12 protein-coding genes are annotated in these 17153 nt (G+C 57.3%); 4 read left to right on the top strand and 8 right to left on the bottom strand.

Annotation, left to right across the window (positions count from 1 at the left end):
- Genes H7846_RS01845 through H7846_RS01810 form a run of 8 tightly spaced genes read right to left on the bottom strand, consistent with a single transcriptional unit; the run spans position 1 to position 9834 of the window.
- Complete coding sequence (locus H7846_RS01845; protein ID WP_255460784.1) at positions 1-951, bottom strand: SCO family protein; 951 nt, start codon at positions 949-951, stop codon at positions 1-3.
- A gap of 48 nt (positions 952-999) precedes the next feature.
- A complete protein-coding gene (locus tag H7846_RS01840) occupies positions 1000-1656 on the bottom strand; it encodes a hypothetical protein (RefSeq protein ID WP_186694778.1) in 657 nt (218 codons plus the stop codon).
- Complete coding sequence (locus H7846_RS01835; protein ID WP_186694776.1) at positions 1646-2977, bottom strand: hypothetical protein; 1332 nt, start codon at positions 2975-2977, stop codon at positions 1646-1648. The genes H7846_RS01840 and H7846_RS01835 overlap by 11 nt, the downstream gene beginning before the upstream one ends.
- Positions 2978-3010: 33 nt before the next feature.
- Positions 3011-3781 (bottom strand): c-type cytochrome, encoded by a 771-nt coding sequence (locus H7846_RS01830; protein WP_255460783.1) that lies wholly within the window; start codon positions 3779-3781, stop codon positions 3011-3013.
- 1 nt (position 3782) lies between these two features.
- Complete coding sequence (locus H7846_RS01825) at positions 3783-4325, bottom strand: DUF3341 domain-containing protein (RefSeq protein ID WP_186694775.1); 543 nt, start codon at positions 4323-4325, stop codon at positions 3783-3785.
- Complete coding sequence (nrfD, locus tag H7846_RS01820; RefSeq protein ID WP_186694773.1) at positions 4325-5755, bottom strand: NrfD/PsrC family molybdoenzyme membrane anchor subunit; 1431 nt, start codon at positions 5753-5755, stop codon at positions 4325-4327. Before nrfD ends, H7846_RS01825 begins: the two co-directional genes overlap by 1 nt.
- Entirely contained in the window at positions 5756-8992 is a 3237-nt protein-coding gene (locus tag H7846_RS01815) for a TAT-variant-translocated molybdopterin oxidoreductase (RefSeq protein WP_186694771.1), read from the bottom strand.
- The gene (locus H7846_RS01810) at positions 8989-9834 is read right to left on the bottom strand and encodes a cytochrome c3 family protein (RefSeq protein ID WP_186694764.1); all 846 of its coding nucleotides are present in this window, start codon (positions 9832-9834) and stop codon (positions 8989-8991) included. The genes H7846_RS01815 and H7846_RS01810 overlap by 4 nt, the downstream gene beginning before the upstream one ends.
- Positions 9835-10417: 583 nt before the next feature.
- Between H7846_RS01810 and H7846_RS01805 the strand changes: the two genes are divergently transcribed.
- From H7846_RS01805 to H7846_RS01790, 4 genes are all read left to right on the top strand, one after another.
- Positions 10418-11146 carry a DNA-3-methyladenine glycosylase family protein gene (locus H7846_RS01805; protein WP_186694762.1) on the top strand — a complete coding sequence of 243 codons (729 nt, stop codon included), beginning with the start codon at positions 10418-10420 and terminating at the stop codon, positions 11144-11146.
- A 61-nt stretch (positions 11147-11207) separates the two neighbouring features.
- Positions 11208-13745: a DUF3536 domain-containing protein gene (locus H7846_RS01800; protein ID WP_186694760.1), complete on the top strand. Its 2538-nt coding sequence runs from the start codon at positions 11208-11210 to the stop codon at positions 13743-13745.
- An 80-nt stretch (positions 13746-13825) separates the two neighbouring features.
- The gene (locus tag H7846_RS01795) at positions 13826-15808 is read left to right on the top strand and encodes an alpha/beta hydrolase (RefSeq protein WP_186694759.1); all 1983 of its coding nucleotides are present in this window, start codon (positions 13826-13828) and stop codon (positions 15806-15808) included.
- 64 nt (positions 15809-15872) lie between these two features.
- Positions 15873-17150: a serine hydroxymethyltransferase gene (locus H7846_RS01790; RefSeq protein WP_186694758.1), complete on the top strand. Its 1278-nt coding sequence runs from the start codon at positions 15873-15875 to the stop codon at positions 17148-17150.
- Positions 17151-17153: the final 3 nt, after the last annotated feature.

The raw sequence follows: 17153 nt of genomic DNA, 5'->3' as shown, positions 1-17153 counted from the left end.
TTATCCATTCTCTTTCTTCGTCAAATCGTGGTCCCGGCCAAGCTTGATGTCTTTGCGGAACATGATGAACATGAACCCACCCAGACCAGCCATCGTGACTACCCCACCGAGCTGAACAATACGCGCGACGATCAATGAGTGCTTGTTCGTCTGCGGATCGTAGTGGTAACAGTAGGTCAGGATATTGGCAACAGGAGAACCAATCTTGTTATCTGAGGCTTCGATCAGGCCCAGCAGGATGTCCTTGGGCGAATATTCCACGCCAAGGTAGTACTGCGCGAGCTTACCATCGGTCGTAACTATCTCAATTGCGCTGGCGTGTGCAAACTGCGTCAGCTTCCCGTCAGGACCAGGGACCCGGACGTAGCCAAAACCTGTCGCATCCGTCACCTGATCGATCGCAGGACGCTGGCCAGTCAGGAAATGCCATCCGTTCGCCGTCTCCGGCCTGCCATAACGCTTGAGGTAAAACTCTTTCTTCTTGGCAGCCGCCTCTGGCGTATCGCTCGGATCGATTGATATGACGATGATGTCAAAGTCTTTTCCGGGCGTCAGCTTCACCATCTCCAACGCACCCGCTAAACCGTCCAGCTCCTCAGAACAGAGCATCGGGCAGGTGTAGTACACCAGCGTCAGAATCGCAGGTCGCTTGCCGAAGTAATCTCCCAGCCGGACCGACTTGCCCGTTTCATCCACAAACTGCGCATCCAGGGGGAGTTGCTGATTGAGCTTCTGCGTGACCCCGACCCGCTGTAGGACCTGCGGAAGTTGATCACCGGAGTTCTCGCCAGCCCGTTTGTCTCCATAACTGGAAACCTGGGCTGCTAGCGGAGAACACAGCAGCGCACAGCCAAGCATCGCCATTGCCGCTGCCTGCCATCTCTTCCGTGTTGTTGTATTCCGCTCCATCCCTGCCAGATCCTTTGCTGAACTGCTGCTGCGGTTGCTCATGCTTCCATTTTAAGGAAGCGACTTCAGAAATTCTCTGGAACCCGTCGATTACCGAACGGGAGCCAGCTGCGCGTGCTCTGCCGCTTCGGCCTTGCCGAAGTCCATCTTCTGCTTGCGCGCTTCGATCTCCTCCAGCTCCAATCCCGTACGCGCAAACCCATTGGTCAAGGGAGCCTGGATATGAGGATTGGCATCGCCAACCATCTTGACCTCAGTACCCGCCGGTGCGGCGTGAACCGGAAGTCCCCGCTGCGCGATCAGCTGCATCGCCCGCTCGATAGGAATCCGAATCCCATCCTGGCCCGGAGTGCTGCTGTAGTACCCCAGCAAGAGGTCTTCACGCGCGTGAAGGTCTGCGGTCTGCTGAGCATCATCAGTCGTATTGACGCGAGGCTCCGGAAAGGACGCCGTCAGCTGCTGCAGCTGACGCTGTTCAAACTCCGGGTTGTTCGTCAATCCGTAGCTCGACTTCTCGCCTGTCTGATGCCACTTGTCTGCGGGGCCGTCCGATTTCTGAATCGCGCCGTTGATGACCTTACCCATCAGCCAGCAGAAGATGAAGAAAACAAAGACAGATCCAGCCAGTCCGGAGAGGAAGACCAGTACGCCGTTGACGTTGACGTCCGTTGTCTCATACCCCGGAGTTTCCGATGTATGGGCGTGCGAATCGTGCTTGGCATGCGGGTTGTGATCGTTAGTGGGCATGTTCAGGCTCCAACATCTCTTCCAGGTGGGGGTCGTTGACGTTCATCAGCGGACGCTTCATCAGCTCGGTGAGGTAGTACGCTCCCCAAATCGAAAGCACAGCCACCGGAACCGTAATGTAGGCAAGAATTCCGAGATTTCCACTCAGGTGAAGGTTTCCAGCCGCATCCGGGAAGTTCGGCTCAATCAGCCAGAACATATCCAGGCTGCGAGCAAAGATCATCCAGCCGCACAGCCAGATCATCTTCTTCTTGTTACGCTTCAGATCTCGCGAGAGCAGCAGGGTGAACGGAATCAGCCAGTGGCAAATAAAATCCAGCGAGCAGATGACCCACCAGCCGCCTTGAATACGCGCCAGGTACCAGGGAATTTCGTCCGGGACGTTACCCGACCAGATAATCAGGAACTCTGCAAAGCAGAGATAGATGTTCAGCATGACAAAGGCGAATAGAAATTTGCCCAGATCGTGCTGTTCGGTTACGCGCAATAGGGTCTTCATCGGCTCGAAACGCGAGAGCAAAACAACCGAGAGAATACCCAGCGCAAGCACCTGATAGCCCTGTCCGACAAGGAACTGAAGACCATAGATCGAGGAGTACCAGGTCACATCGAGAGACTTGATCAACAGAATCGAGAGATCGGTCAGCAGCACAACATAGATAAAGATTCCGATTCCAGAGAGATTCTCGAACTTGATGCGCCAGGAGTCGAAACTGGATTGCGAGCCAGCCTCCGGATCAGCATCCCGCTGCAGCGACCAGCGATTGAGGAAGAACGCAAAGGTGAGAAGGATGCCGAAGACAATGACCACCTGAACCACGGCTGAGGTGGGGCTCAGCATGGCATGCTTCGCATTTGCGGTCAGCATCTGCTCCTGAGTCATCAGCCCCTTGGCATAAGCCGCTGCCGTAGCCTTGGCATTGGGATACGCAGCCCACTGATACAGGTGCTTCATGAAGAAGAGCACCGGGATCACCATCAGCGCGACCAGCTTAAGCGTGCGGGACATCGCCTCCAACGGGCGACGCAGAAGGAGTCCCCACTTACCGCCCGAGACGTACTGGAGCATCAACACGACTAGACCGCCGCCGGCGAATCCAAACGTGACCATAAATCCCATCAGGTAGGCACGCAGAATGTGGCCTGGGCCTCCCTTGACCATGAGAAAGACCAGCGAGATCAGCGTGGCGATTCCGCCAACGACCAACAGACGCGTCCGCCAGGCCTTGATCTCTTCCGGAGCGGCCAGCGATGCAGGAAGTGTGCGCGGGCCATGGTGATTGTGCCCCGCTCCTCCGTGATGTTCGTGTCCATGTGACATGCGTTTCAAGCCTTCGTTCGGAAGCTTCCGAGATTACTGCTGTGGTGTTGCTCCAGGGTTATTCGCCGATTGGCGGCCTGCAGGTTGAGCTGAAGTTGTTTTGGCAGGTTCGCCGGGTGCGGGAAGAGCCATTGGCTGGCCATCCGGTGTTCCGGTGACTGCAGTGGCGGGCACATGCCATTCCTTGACGAATGCTGCTGGCAGTCCCTGCTGCTCTGCGAGATCGGAGAGCCGTTCGACGTGCGCACCCGCCGGAACATCGGCCTGCTGCGCCTTCTGACTCAACTGCAGAGCCCGAATATAAGCAGCAATCGCCCATCGATCCTCAGGCGTAACCTGCGCCGCGTAGTCGGGCATAGCACCATAACCGTTCGTGATGACGTGGAAGAAGTGACCCAGCGGAGCTGTTTCCAGGCGAGCCGTATGGAAATCGCCGGCCTTGGCGTAGCCGCGCTGCACGATCATGCCTTCACCATTGCCCACGCGCGAGTGGCAGGGAGTGCAGTAGATGTTATACCGCTCCTGACCGCGCTCGAGGACCTTCATGCTGACCGGGAAGGGAAGTCCATCGCCTTCCTTACCATCCACCAGTCCCGTATAGAAGTAGGAGTCCTCATGCAGCTGCTCGCGGGCTACCGTATTGGCGACCTGCGGACGCACGGAACGGCCATCGGCGTAGAGCGTCGTGCCTCGCTGCGGGAAGAACTTGGGCTGGTCATGCATGTCCTGTCGGCAACCGACTGTCGCCGCCATCGCAAGCGTCGCCATTGCCGCCAGACCCAGCCTCATGTGTTTGTTCTGCATATTAATGGTCCACCTCCACCACGGAGACCGCATGGAACTGTTCCAGAAAAGATCTTGTCTCGGTCGGCGAAAACTTCGGGTCCGTCGACTCCAGGCACAGGAAAAACTTGTCCGTGGTCGCACCGTTGCGGAAATTCGGCGCATTGAACAATGGATGATAGAGCTGCGGCAAACCATTGAGGGCGAGCATCCCGAACCCAGCCGAGAGACCGGAGAACAGAATCGTCCACTCATAGGCCGGGATAATGAACGCCGGCCAGGAAAACAGCGGGCGTCCCGCGATGTTCAGCGGATAGGCCCAGACCGAGATCCAAGTCTCCATCAGGAAGGCCGTGGTGACTCCCATCAGCCCGCCCAGAAGGCATACCAGCGGAACGCGGTTCTTGTGAAACTCCAGCGCTTCAGCAGCCTCTTCCACCGGATACGGCGTGTAGCACTCCATACGACGGTACCCGGCTGCACGCGCCTGTTCGGTCGCATACACTAGCTCGCTAGGAGTATTGAACTCCGCCAGTAGTCCGTAGATTCCCTCTCTGCGCGGCATTAGCTCATCTCCTCGCTTACGGTCTCAGCGTTTTTACCGCCACGCGTGATCTTGGTCTGCGGCAGCATCATGCGAATTTCAGACATGGGGATCATCGGAAGGAAACGGACGAAGAAGAGGAACAGCACTGTAAACAGTCCCCACGTTCCGATGAACAGCATGTAGTCCCACTTGGTCGCTCGGTAAGTTCCCCAGCTCGATGGCAGGTAATCGCGATAGAGCGAAGTCACCACGATGACGAAGCGCTCGAACCACATACCGATATTGATGATGAACGAGAGAACGAACAGAAAGCCCACGTTCACCCGTAACTTGCGCGACCACAATGTCGTCAGCGGAATCGCGATGTTGGTCAGGATGAGCATCCAGTACGCCCAGCCCATGGGACCGAACATACGGTTCCACATCATGAAGAACTCCCAGTGGCTGGCCGAGTACCAGCTCATGAAGACTTCCATGCCGTAGCCGTAGCCTACGATTGAACCGGTTGCGAGCATCACCTTGGCCATATTGTCCAGGTGGCGCAACGTGACCAGGTCTTCCATGTGGTACCACTTGCGGATTGGAATCGCCAGCGTCAGCACCATGGCGAAGCCGGAGTAGACGGCGCCCGCGACGAAGTAGGGCGGAAAGATCGTCGTATGCCATCCTGCCAGCGCCGCCACCGCAAAGTCGAAGCTGATGACCGTGTGAACCGAGAGTACGAGGGGAGTCGAAAGACCAGCCAGAAGCAGCGACGCTGTCTCGTAACGAATCCAGTGCCGCGTCGATCCGCGCCAGCCCATCGAGAGAATTCCGTAGAAGTAGCGGGCCAGCGGCAGCGTCGCGCGATCACGCAACGTACCGAAGTCCGGGATCATACCGATGTACCAGAAGACCACAGAAATCGTTGCGTAGGTCGAGACTGCGAAGACGTCCCAGGCCAGCGGAGAGCGCCACTGCGGCCAGACGTTCATCGTGTTCGGGTACGGGAACAACCAGTAACCCAGCCACGGACGCCCTACGTGGATCAGCGGGAACATGCCCGCGCAGACAACGGCGAAGATTGTCATCGCCTCGGCGAAACGGTTGATCGAGTTACGCCAGGTCTGCTTGAAGAGCAGAAGAATCGCCGAGATAAGGGTTCCGGCGTGGCCGATACCGATCCACCAAACGAAGTTGATGATGGCAAAGCCCCAGGCTCCTGGCATCGTGACGCCCCAAATGCCGACGCCTTTCAGGAAGAGCCAGGTCACCGAGATGACCACCAGCGTAGCTACGCCGCCCGCCACCAGCAGGCCGAAGAACCAACCCAGCGGGGTATTTGACGTAAGTACGATGCTGGCGATCTTCTGCGTCACCGACTTGAAGTTGTGGCCCGGGGCGATGACCGCGTATTCGCCAGTTCGCGGATCGATCATCGGGTCGTTGATGGGTACTTTGGTCGCCATTTATGCCAGCTCCGGGTTCGGGTTGATGACGCCAGCCGTGTAGGTTGTGCGCGGACGATAGTTCAGGTCGCCCAGAACGGAGTAATTGCGCTCCGTTTCTTTACGCTTTGCAACCTTGCTCGCAGGATCGTTGATGTTGCCGAAGACAATGGCGTCAGTCGGGCAAGCCTGCTGGCAGGCCGTCACAATCTCGCCATCGCGAATCTCACGATTTTCCTTGTCAGCCGTAATCTTGGCGGACATGATGCGCTGCACGCAGTAGCTGCACTTTTCCATAACGCCACGGGAACGAACCGAAACGTCCGGATTGCGTCCGAACTTGAGGCTCTCCGTGTCATAGTCCGAGTACAAAAGGAAGTTGAACCGACGGACCTTATATGGGCAGTTATTCGAGCAGTAGCGGGTTCCCACGCAACGGTTGTAGACCATCACATTCAGGCCCTCGGGCGTGTGCACCGTCGCTCCCACCGGGCAAACCTGTTCGCAACCGGCGTTTTCACAGTGCTGGCAAGCCATCGGCTGGAAGTGAGCCTTGGGAGCATGAAGATCGCCCTCAAAGTAGGTATCGATACGAAGCCACTGCATATTGCGTCCGACCTTGACCTGCTCACGCCCAACCACGGGGATGTTGTTCTCGGCGTAGCAGCTGACAATGCAGGCGTTGCAGCCAATGCAGCTGTTCAGGTCGATCTCCATCCCCCAGGCATTCTGCTTCTTGTGCGAGGAAGGATCGGTCCGGTCATAACGCCAGGCATTCGGGAACATGCTGAGATTGACTTCTTTTTGCGACTTCCAACCCGGATCGCCATGGACAGGATTTTCGCCCTGCGGACCATATCCAACTTTGTTGACGATGGTGCCGCTTGCACCTTCTTCAGCGAACTTCGGGTTCTTCTCCGCCTCTTCCACTGTGGCGTAGCGAATGATGGAACGCTCCATCGCTTCATGTCCCGCCAGAGAGAAGGTTCCCTGCGTATCAAAGATCGGCCGCTCAAGATCCTGCTGCGCGAATGAACCACGGTGCTCAACGTTATGCACCTTGGTAACGCAAAGATCATAGTAGCTGCCATCGACTTTCTTCGCTGTTGCGCCGGAAGCGACCAGGGGAGCCGAGGAGGTCCGCAGCTTGTAACCGCTGAACCCGACTCCGGCAGCCACGCGACCCGCTTCAACGCTACGGCCAAATCCGAGATGAACTGTAATCACATCATCGGGATGGCCCGGCACCATAAGGACAGGAGCTGTGACCTTGCGGCCATCGAGGCTAAGCTCGATCAACTCCGTCTCTTCGACCTTGAGGTCTGCCATGGTCTTCATGCTGACCAGAGCGGCATTGTCCCAGCTCAGGTTCGTGACCTGCTTGGGAAGCTCCTGCAGCCAGCCCACATTGCCATAGCGGCCGTCGTAAAGCGAAACGTCGGGGCGGAAGGAAAGCTCGTAACCGGAAGCAGAAGAGGCAGGAGCAGCGAACGCCGTCACTCGCGCCGGAACGCCGGCCTTAGGCGTAAAGGCTGTGCCCTCAACCCAACCGTCGTGCAGAGCCTTGCGCCAACCCGTGGCGAAATCGCCTTTGACGTAGTTCTTTGCATTGGCAACGACCGCGTCATACGCCGAAGCCTGCGGGTTATCCAAAAGCGTCTGGAAGACATCGTGCGAGCCCTTGCCGCCGTACATCGGGTCGATCATTGGCTGAATGATCGTGAGCGTACCGTCATAGGCGCGCGCATCCGACCAGCTCTCCAGATAGTGCGCCTTGTTGACATGCCACGTCGTAATCGAGCCGGTCTCATCAACGTGCGAGCCAAGATGAATCGTCACCGGGACCTTCGCCAGAGCATCGGCAAAGTTGAGGTCAGCAGGGGCAGAGTAAATCGGATTAACCCCGAGCATCACCAGCCACTGCACTTTGCCCGCATTCATATCGGCAACCAGAGGCTTGAACTCAGAGAACTGCTCGGTCGGCAGCGGGTTCACCGTCTCGGTGTAAACCACCGTTTTGCCTACCGCACCGATCAGCGTGTTGATTGCATAGGCGGCAGCATGCACCGAAGCAGGAGCCTGCTCACCCGGAATCACAACGGCCCTACCGCTGTGATTCTTCAGGTCATTCAGAAGTACCGTAAAGAACTTCTGCTGCTCGGCATTCAACCCGGAAGGTGCCGTGCCGTACACCAATGCATCGGCAAACTGGGCCACCTGGCTTGGCTTGAGCCCTAACCGGTGTTCTGCCTTGAAGCCTGTAACGGTCGGCATCGTCTCGACAACATACAGACGATTGATCTTCTTGCCCTCTTCCCAGCGATGCCGCTCAGCATAAGCTGCTGCGAGAGGAAGGAATCCAGGATGTCCGATGCCACCCAGGAAGTCCGCATCGAGCGAAAGGATAACGTCGGCATCCTCAAGCTTGTACTGCGCATCAGCATAGCTTCCAAAAGCTGCCTTCGAAGCTGCACGGGAAGAATCCTGATTGACCGGCTCCCACTGCACCAGCTTCGCCTGGGGATACTTGGCCTGCAACGCCTTCCACTGGCCGGCCAGGGTAGGAGAGGTAATCGTCTCGCTCAGGAAGTAAAGACCGCGTCCACCCGAGCTCTTGCTGGCTGCATCCTGAAGGGCCTTCTGGAACTCGCCCCAGCTTGAATTCTGTCCACGGAAACGCACATGCTGCGAGCGGTCAGGATCGTAAAGATCAAGCAGAGTTGCCTGGCTCATGGCATCGGAACGACCCTTCGACATCGGGTGCTCCGGGTTGCCATCCACCTTGATCGGACGGAAAGAATCCGACTTGATCAGGACCGGAATCGCTCCCGTGGGGAAGGGATGCGCCGTTGCAAAGTACATCGGCTTGCCCAGCACCAGGTCTTCAGGCTGCTTGACGTAAGGATAGATCGGTTCATCAGGCTGCTTGGTGCAACCGGCAAGTCCCGCGAGAGCGAAGGAAGCTCCCATGACCTTGAGGAAGCCGCGACGGGAGACCGGGTCAACCCACTCACCCGCGCCTGCCTGACGAGGAAATTCTTCCTGCATCAACTCCTGAAATTCGGGAGTCTCTGCCAGTTCATCAAGATTCTTCCAGAAGCGCCGTCCCGTTTTTCCGTCCAGCTTCGACCGAACCTCGGCGAGCGTCATCTTCTTCGGCTTCGCCGGAGCAATGCTGGTCACAACCTGCGCCCCGGCCTCTGTTTGTGACTTGGTATCAGTCATGATCTGTTCTGTCCCAATCCCTGTCGTCTTCATCGGTGGCACGTCTCGCAACTGGAGAGCTCGTTCGCCGTCCGAATGTGATACTGCGCCATCAGGTATTTGCCTAATTCAATCTGGCTGGTGAACTTCTGGTAGCTGGCCGGCATCGTGATCCCCGCAGGAGCATCGCTTGCAGTCTGCGACGAAGCCGTCTGCATCAGAGCAAGCTCTGGCCCCTTACCCGAAGGATCCGCCGTGGTGCAGGCAACCGATCCAGAGGTCGGACCCTCTGCTCCGGTCGAAGCGCACCAGACCGGCTTCGAGCTCGACGGCCCCTGCCATGCCATGTTGTAGATTTCGGAGGTCGGACGGAGGTTCACGGCTGGATTACGGTGGCAGTTCAAGCACCACTCCATCTGCAGCGTATTCTCCTGATACATCAGCGGCATCTCATCGACACGACCATGACAACTGGCGCAACCGATGCCTTTATTCACGTGGATATCGTGATTGAAGTAAACGTAGTCCGGAAGGTCGTGCACGCGGATCCATTGAATGGAAGCTCCCGTAGCCCAGCTCTCACGTACCGGCTCAAGATAGTCGGCGTTGGTCCAGATCTGCGCGTGACAATTGATACAGGTCTTGGTCGGGGGGATGCCTGCATATGCAGCTTTCTCAACCTGCGTGTGGCAGTACTGACACTGCAGCCCGAGGCCCTCCACGTGATGCTTGTGGCTGAAGGGAATCGGCTGGTCCGGCCGTTGGCCCTGTCGCGTAACCCAGGGAGATCGCTGCAACTCGTTGAGAGCAACGCCGAGCGCGATGACAATCAGGCCTGTCAAAACCAGGCTCATGCGAGCCAGCGCGTTCGAACTGCGGTCAAAAACTTGCGCCATGAGTGCTTTTCCTGCTTCCTCTCCGTCGAGGAGAAGGGTCAAAAGGTTGAAGTGACTGGCTTCCCAGAACCGGCTAATGACTCCATCAACCGTTCAGGCGTCCACTCTTACGCTTCAGCCTGAAAAATTCGTGTCTCAGAAATTTTGAGTATAGCAGTGGAAAAAGGCATTCCCCAAGACCACTGGCCGATACTCGCCATGGATTTTCCTACGTTTCACCGATTATCGAAACCGATGATTCCCCTCGAGAAAAGCGATTGCACAACATCTCGTGCATAGGAGCGGCGAGGGTCTCTCGCACCACAACATCTAACCTGCCCGAAAGGTATCGGTCTTGTAAATCCATACCAAAACAGTCCGTTTTTCTGTTCGTCACTTTTGTCACTGCTCATTAATCTTCACAAGAACCTAATCGACAATCTCAGGCGCAAACTATGACTTATGTCACAGTTGCTTTCGGGGTCTGCGCCTTCCACACCGTTGCCGTGCTACCCTCAAGCGACCAAACCACCGATATCCATCCGCTACTCTCGATGAACTCAATGCTCTGGAGCAGTCAAAGAGAGTCGATGGAATAAAAACTATGCCTCGTTCCAGTGCCACCTCGCGCGTTCCGCGTTACGACTCTGCCGCCGCCATCGCCCAGCTCTCCGCCGCCGACCCCAAACTCGGCAAACTGATCCAGCGCGCCGGACCCTTTATCCTGCGCGTTGCCAGTACGCAGTCGCCCTTTGAAGCGCTCACAGAGGCCATCGTCTACCAGCAGCTCCACGGCAAGGCAGCCGCAACCATTCACAAACGCATGCTCGAGAGCTTTCACGATGTCTGCGGCATCGGGGTCCATCCCTCGGCCCAGCATCTGCTCGATTGCCCCAACGATCAACTCCGCGCTGCCGGTCTCTCCAAGAACAAGATGCTCGCCCTGCGCGACCTTGCCGCCAAGACCATCGACGGTACCGTACCTACACTGGCAACCATCCGCAAAATGTCTGACGAGGACATCATCGAACACCTCACACAGGTCCGTGGAATTGGACGCTGGACCGTCGAGATGCTCCTGATCTTCCGGCTGGGACGGCCGGATATCTTTCCTGTCTCCGATTACGGGGTGCGCAAAGGATTCGCCCTGACCTTCCAGGGACTCAAGCCGACGAAGAAAGTCGAGCCCTCCGATCTTCCCAATGCGGAAACCATGCACAAGCGTGGAAAGAAATGGGCTCCGTGGCGTTCGATTGCAAGCTGGTATATGTGGCGTGCCTGCGATCTCGCCAATGGAACCCTGGTGCCAAGACCAGGCGAGACAAATCCATAAGTCTGCGGTTCACCTCTCTGTCATACCAACCCCAGGCTTCGCGATAGTCTCTAAGGTAAAGATGGCGACCTCGGAACAATCTTCAAAGGCTCCCGAAGCCCAGGAAGCAGAACGATACGTCTGCATTCACGGCCATTTCTACCAGCCACCACGCGAAAACCCCTGGCTGGAGACAGTCGAGGTGCAGGACTCCGCCGCGCCCTATCACGACTGGAACGACCGCATCACAGCAGAGTGCTACGCCCCCAACGGGGCCTCGCGGATCACCGATCAGGAAAACAAGATCATCCGCATCATGAACAACTATGCGCGGATCAGCTTCAACTTCGGACCCACGTTGCTGAGCTGGCTCAATGACTTTGCACCGCGCACCTATCGCATGATCCTCGACGCGGACGCCACCAGCGCGCAGCGTCACGAGGGGCACGGCTCTGCGATCGCGCAGGTCTACAACCACATCATCATGCCCCTGGCCAATGAGCGGGATGCACGAACGCAAATTCGCTGGGGCATCTACGATTTCGTGCATCGCTTCGGCCGCAAACCCGAAGGCATGTGGCTGGCGGAAACTGCCGTGAGCCACTCAGTCCTGGATCTCATGGCGCAGGAAGGCATCCAGTTCACCATCCTGGCGCCACATCAATGCACGCACGTTCGGCCTTTAGACAATTCTGAAGATCCTCCCTGGACGGAAACCCCTGACGGCTCCGTCGACACACGACATCCTTACCAGGTCCAGCTCAACGAAGGCCTCTCGATCACAGTCTTCTTCTATAACGGACCGAACTCCCGCGCCATTGCCTTTGAAGGACTCCTGAACAGCGGCGTGGACTTCGCGAATCGTCTCCTCACCGGATTCGAGCATGGAGACAACGGAGACGAAAACGGTATCGCGTTGCTCTCGCACGTCGCCACCGATGGGGAGAGCTATGGTCACCATCATCGACACGGGGAGATGGCGCTCTCGTATGCCATGCACTGGCTCGAAGACCAGCAACATATCCCGCTGACAAACTATGCCGCATTCCTCGCGAAGCATCCTCCGCAATGGGAAGCTGAGGTCGTAGAGGACACATCATGGAGCTGCGCCCATGGAGTCGAGCGCTGGCGCTCCGACTGTGGCTGCAACAGCGGGGGCCATCCGGGCTGGAACCAGCAATGGCGTGCTCCTCTCCGTGAAGCGCTCGATCAACTTCGCGATGCTACGATTCCGCTCGCTGAGCAGCTCTCCAAAAAGTTCTTCAAGGACCTCTGGGCCGCCCGCGACGCCTACATCCGCATCATTCTCAACCGCTCGCGATCAAACGTGGATGCATTCTTCGCAGAGTTTTCCACCCGTGTGCTCACTCAGGCAGAACGCACCACCGCACTAGAGTTAATGGAACTGGAGCGGCATGCACAACTGATGTACACCAGCTGCGGCTGGTTCTTCGATGAAATCTCTGGCATTGAGACTACGCAGGTCATCGCCTATGCTGCCCGTGTACTCCAACTCGCTGCATGCCTCTTCGGCAAACCTGGTGAAGCTCTGGAATCCCGTTTTCTCGAGACGCTCTCGAAGGCCTCGAGCAACTTATCCGAGATCGGTAACGGAGCCGAGGTCTATCGGCACTACGTAACAAGCATGAAGATCGGCCTGGAACAGGTGGGCGCACACTACGCCATCAGCTCGATCTTTCGTTCTTACCCGGAGCAGGGAGAAATTTTTTGCTACAACGTACGGCGTCAGAGCCATCAGGTTTTCACCTCAGGCCGTGGCCGTGTTGCTCTTGGAAGCGCATGGATCGACTCCCGTATCACGGAAGAAACCGAGGAGATCTGTTTTGCAGTGCTTCATCTTGGAGATCAAAATCTCTCCGCCGCGGTTAAGCGTTACGATTCGTCCAATCCGGAACAGGTAGCCGACTTCGAGGCCTTCTCGCGCAACATAGGCCAGGCCATGCGCCGGGCGAACCTCCCCGAGGTCATCCGGCTGATCGACCAGCTTTTTGGCGGGATGAACTATTCGCTGCTCTCGCTGTTTGCCGACGAACAGCACCGTATCCTTCGGGCGATCCTCACCCAGACTGTTTCGGAGATGGAAGACTCTCTGCGAAAGATCTACGAGGACCACACCTCTCTGCTCGACTTCCTGACCGATAGCGGAATGGCCCCTCCGTCTGCTCTCGAAGTTGTCGCCAACTACGCCATCAGCTCCACGCTGCGCCGTGTAATCGAGGCAGACCAGTTTGACTCCGAACAAATACTTGCTCTGGTGGCGCGCGCTAAAGCTGGACAAATTACCCTCAACATCGCGGAGCTCGGATACGTTTCCGGTCAGCGCATGAAACGCGCAATGGTACAACTTGAAGCGGCTGTAGCCGGCGAGGAGATCTCTTCCCGGGTCCTCTCCGATACTCTCTTGGTGGCGGAGACCTTACGCCAGCTGCCCTTCGAAGTGAACTTCTGGCAGGCCCAGAACATCTGGAATGATCTTCTGCGGCGTAGCGATAAGAGCTACTGGACCGAGGAGTGGCGAGAAGACTTCTTCCGGCTGGGTGAAACGATGAATATCCGGGTCGATCAACTCGTCACCGAAGAAGGCGTCGTTGTCTTCTAACAACCACGGCATTAGAACGAGTCATAGAATCTGGGGTCGAAGCAGCAATCGAATCAATCTCTCGCCATAAAATAGGCCCCATGAAAAAGTCCCTATGGATCATCGCTCTAACCGCAGCACTCGGAGTCTGCGGAACAGCAATCTCTCAATCGCCTTTGCAGGTGACGACCGGTTTGGAAGGGATGACGGACGCGTATCTCACCACCCTTGAACAACAGGACTTGTCCAAAAGGCACGACGAGATAGCAAAGATCCATGACAAACTCGCGATTAAAAATCGCCAGGCTTATATAAGAAAAACCCTGATGCGCGAGTTGGGTGGCGAATGGCCTGAAAAGACTCCGCTCCATGCCCAGATCACCGGAGTCATACACCACGAGGACTACACGGTTCAGAAACTGGTGTATCAAAGCCTTCCCCATTTTTACGTCACTGCAAATGTCTACGTTCCTCAACATGCGCCAAAACCGTATCCCGCAGTCCTCGGATTTGCAGGACACAGCGGTGATGGCAAGGCTTACTCCAGTTACCAGACGGTATGGGTATCGCTCGCGAAGCGTGGATTTCTCGTCATCGCCATCGATCCCGTTGGCCAGGGAGAGCGCTTACAACATCTCGATCCGGTAACGCATAAATCGCTGCTATCTACCGGCGGAACAGCCGAACACATGGCGGATGGACTACAGACACTGCTAACCGGAACCCCCATCGCGCGCTATTTCCTCTGGGATGGAATGCGAGCGATCGACTATCTCGAATCCAGAGATGACGTCGATAAGGCCCGCATTGGCGTTGCCGGAAACTCCGGTGGAGGCACGCAGTCTGCTTATACCGCCACCCTCGATTCTCGCGTTGCTGCGGCCGTCATCTCCTGTTACATGACCTCATGGAATACCCTGTGGGCCGGCCCGGGACCGCAGGATTCAGAGCAGGTGCTGGATGGCTTTCTGGCAGACCACCTCGATTTCCCGGACTTTCTCATTAGCATCGCGCCAAGGCCCGTCAAAATGGCCGTGGCCACTCGCGACTTCTTTCCCATCGCAGGAGCCCATGCGACATTCGCCGAAGGAAAGGACATCTTTCACCTTCTCGGCGTCGACGACAAAATCGCTATGTTTGAAGCCGACGATACCCACGGATGGTCGCAACCCAGACGCCTCGCCACCTATCAATGGCTCATGCGATGGCTCCAGAACCGGCCCGACGATGGCGTGGAAGCCGAGCTCAAGCTGGATACACCATCCGAGCTGAGCGCCACCGCCTCCGGGCAGGTAATTACGTCCTATCCCGATGCGGAGACAGTTCAGTCATGGAATGCAAAATTTGCGCAGAAGCTCAGGGAAAAACCCGCGCCAAAGGACACGCGCCAGCTCGCTACACTGCTCCGAAGACGCCTCACCATCCCTGATGTAGTCATGCATCCCTCTGTCGAAGAGGCAGGCTCTCTCACCCAGAATGGGATTCGCATCGAAAAGATCAAAATCCAGTCAGAGGCCGGCATTACCGTGCCCGGACTCGTCTTTCATCCCTCCAAAGGACCGTCCCGCAAGCATGCCGTGCTCTACCTGAACCCTTCTGGAATGGCAGCGGATGCCGGTGAGAATGGCCCAATTGAAAAGCTCGTCGCGGAAGGCAATCTCGTTCTGGCCATTGATCCGCGTGGTTGGGGAGAGAGCGCTCCTCCCAACAAGATGAATTCCGGCTATCACAACGACTATCAGGTGGCGATGCGCGCAATTCTCGTCGGTAAATCCATGCCTGGGATGCAGACCTTTGATGCTCTCAACGCATTCCACTATCTGGCATCGCGGCCCGATGTCGATCCGCGCGAAATCTCCCTGCACACACAGGGGATAGCCAACAACGTCGGCATCTTTGCCACCGTATTGGAACCGAAGATCAAAAGCATTCGCTGCGATACGCCTCCGATGTCCTTTCTGGCCATGACGGAACTGAAGCTGAACAATCAGCCTCCCAGTATCGTCGTTCCCGGAATTCTGCAGGACCTCGATCTTCCTGACCTGACGAAAGCCTTGGGATCACGTTTTCAGGCGTCTAAATGAGCCCTCTCCGGGGATAGTCCGTATGCCCTACTCCTGTGCCTCCACCCCGGCATAAAATAGACTTATGCCCATCGATCCGAACGCCACGCTCGCCGCCGCGGACCCTGAGGTCTATGCTCAGGTTGAAAACGAGATTCTTCGCCAGCACGAAGGACTCGAGATGATTGCGTCAGAAAACTTCGTCTCCCGCGCCGTGCTCGAGGCCGCCGGAACCGTCTTCACCAACAAATACGCCGAAGGCTATCCCGGCAAGCGTTACTACGGCGGTTGCGAGTTCGCCGATGTGGTGGAGAACATCGCCCGGGACCGCGCCAAAAAGATCTTCGGTGCCGAGCACGCCAATGTCCAGCCTTCGTCGGGCTCGCAGGCCAATGCCGCCGCCTACATGTCGATCATCAATCCGGGCGACACCCTGCTCGGGCTCGATCTCGCTCACGGCGGACACCTCACCCACGGCCACAAGCTCAACTTCTCCGGCAAGCTCTACCGCATCGTCGGCTATCAGGTCCGCAAAGACACCGAGACCATCGACTATGACGAGCTCGAGGCCAAGGCCGTCGCCGAGAAGCCCAAGGTCATCGTTGGCGGAGGTTCAGCCTACCCACGCTTCTGGGACTTCGCTCGCATGCGCCAGATCGCCGACAAGGTTGGCGCTTATCTGATGGTTGACATGGCCCACTTCGCCGGACTCGTCGCCGGCGGCGCGCATCCCTCACCGGTACCGCACGCGCACATCACTACCACCACCACGCACAAGACGCTGCGCGGACCCCGTGCCGGACTCATTCTCTGCACCCAGGACCTCGCCGCCTCCGTCGACCGCTCCGTCTTCCCCGGCCAGCAGGGTGGCCCATTGATGCACATCGTCGCGGCCAAGGCTGTGGCCTTCAAAGAAGCTCTCGACCCGGCCTTCTCCACCTACGCTCACCAGGTCGTCGCCAACGCTAAGGTACTGGCCGAAGCACTCGCCGCTGAGGGTTTCCGCATCGTCTCCGGTGGAACCGATAACCACCTGATCCTGGTCGATGTCTTCCAGAAGGGTATGTTCGGCTCCGAAGCAGAGAACGCGCTCGGCGCGGCTGGCATTACTGTTAACAAGAACGCCATCCCCTATGACACCAACCCGCCGATGAAACCCAGCGGAATCCGCGTTGGCACCCCTGCATTGACGACTCGCGGCATGAAGGAGCCCGAGATGAAGCAGATCGCCGTCTGGATCGCCCGAGCTCTTGAGAACCGCAACGACGAGGCCGCGCTCCGTAAGATTCGCGGTGAGGTCACCGAACTCGCCGACCGCTTCCCCCTCTACGAGTTCCTGCGCCAGCCACAGCCTGTCGCCTGATTC

Origin of the sequence: Edaphobacter sp. 4G125 (genome assembly GCF_014274685.1) — a bacterium.
GTDB lineage: Bacteria > Acidobacteriota > Terriglobia > Terriglobales > Acidobacteriaceae > Edaphobacter.
The sequence above is the reverse complement of the archived record's forward strand: the minus strand, read 5'-3'. Positions and strand labels throughout refer to the sequence as shown.

What these genes read in the sequence shown, in the direction of transcription:
- H7846_RS01845 (WP_255460784.1), bottom strand. Translation starts at nt 951, where the DNA reads ATGAGCAACCGCAGCAGCAGTTCAGCAAAGGATCTGGCAGGGATGGAG.
- H7846_RS01790 (WP_186694758.1), top strand. Translation starts at nt 15,873, where the DNA reads ATGCCCATCGATCCGAACGCCACGCTCGCCGCCGCGGACCCTGAGGTC.
- H7846_RS01830 (WP_255460783.1), bottom strand. Translation starts at nt 3,781, where the DNA reads ATGCAGAACAAACACATGAGGCTGGGTCTGGCGGCAATGGCGACGCTT.
- H7846_RS01800 (WP_186694760.1), top strand. Translation starts at nt 11,208, where the DNA reads ATGGCGACCTCGGAACAATCTTCAAAGGCTCCCGAAGCCCAGGAAGCA.
- H7846_RS01805 (WP_186694762.1), top strand. Translation starts at nt 10,418, where the DNA reads ATGCCTCGTTCCAGTGCCACCTCGCGCGTTCCGCGTTACGACTCTGCC.
- H7846_RS01815 (WP_186694771.1), bottom strand. Translation starts at nt 8,992, where the DNA reads ATGAAGACGACAGGGATTGGGACAGAACAGATCATGACTGATACCAAG.
- H7846_RS01835 (WP_186694776.1), bottom strand. Translation starts at nt 2,977, where the DNA reads ATGTCACATGGACACGAACATCACGGAGGAGCGGGGCACAATCACCAT.
- nrfD (WP_186694773.1), bottom strand. Translation starts at nt 5,755, where the DNA reads ATGGCGACCAAAGTACCCATCAACGACCCGATGATCGATCCGCGAACT.
- H7846_RS01795 (WP_186694759.1), top strand. Translation starts at nt 13,826, where the DNA reads ATGAAAAAGTCCCTATGGATCATCGCTCTAACCGCAGCACTCGGAGTC.
- H7846_RS01840 (WP_186694778.1), bottom strand. Translation starts at nt 1,656, where the DNA reads ATGCCCACTAACGATCACAACCCGCATGCCAAGCACGATTCGCACGCC.
- H7846_RS01825 (WP_186694775.1), bottom strand. Translation starts at nt 4,325, where the DNA reads ATGCCGCGCAGAGAGGGAATCTACGGACTACTGGCGGAGTTCAATACT.
- H7846_RS01810 (WP_186694764.1), bottom strand. Translation starts at nt 9,834, where the DNA reads ATGGCGCAAGTTTTTGACCGCAGTTCGAACGCGCTGGCTCGCATGAGC.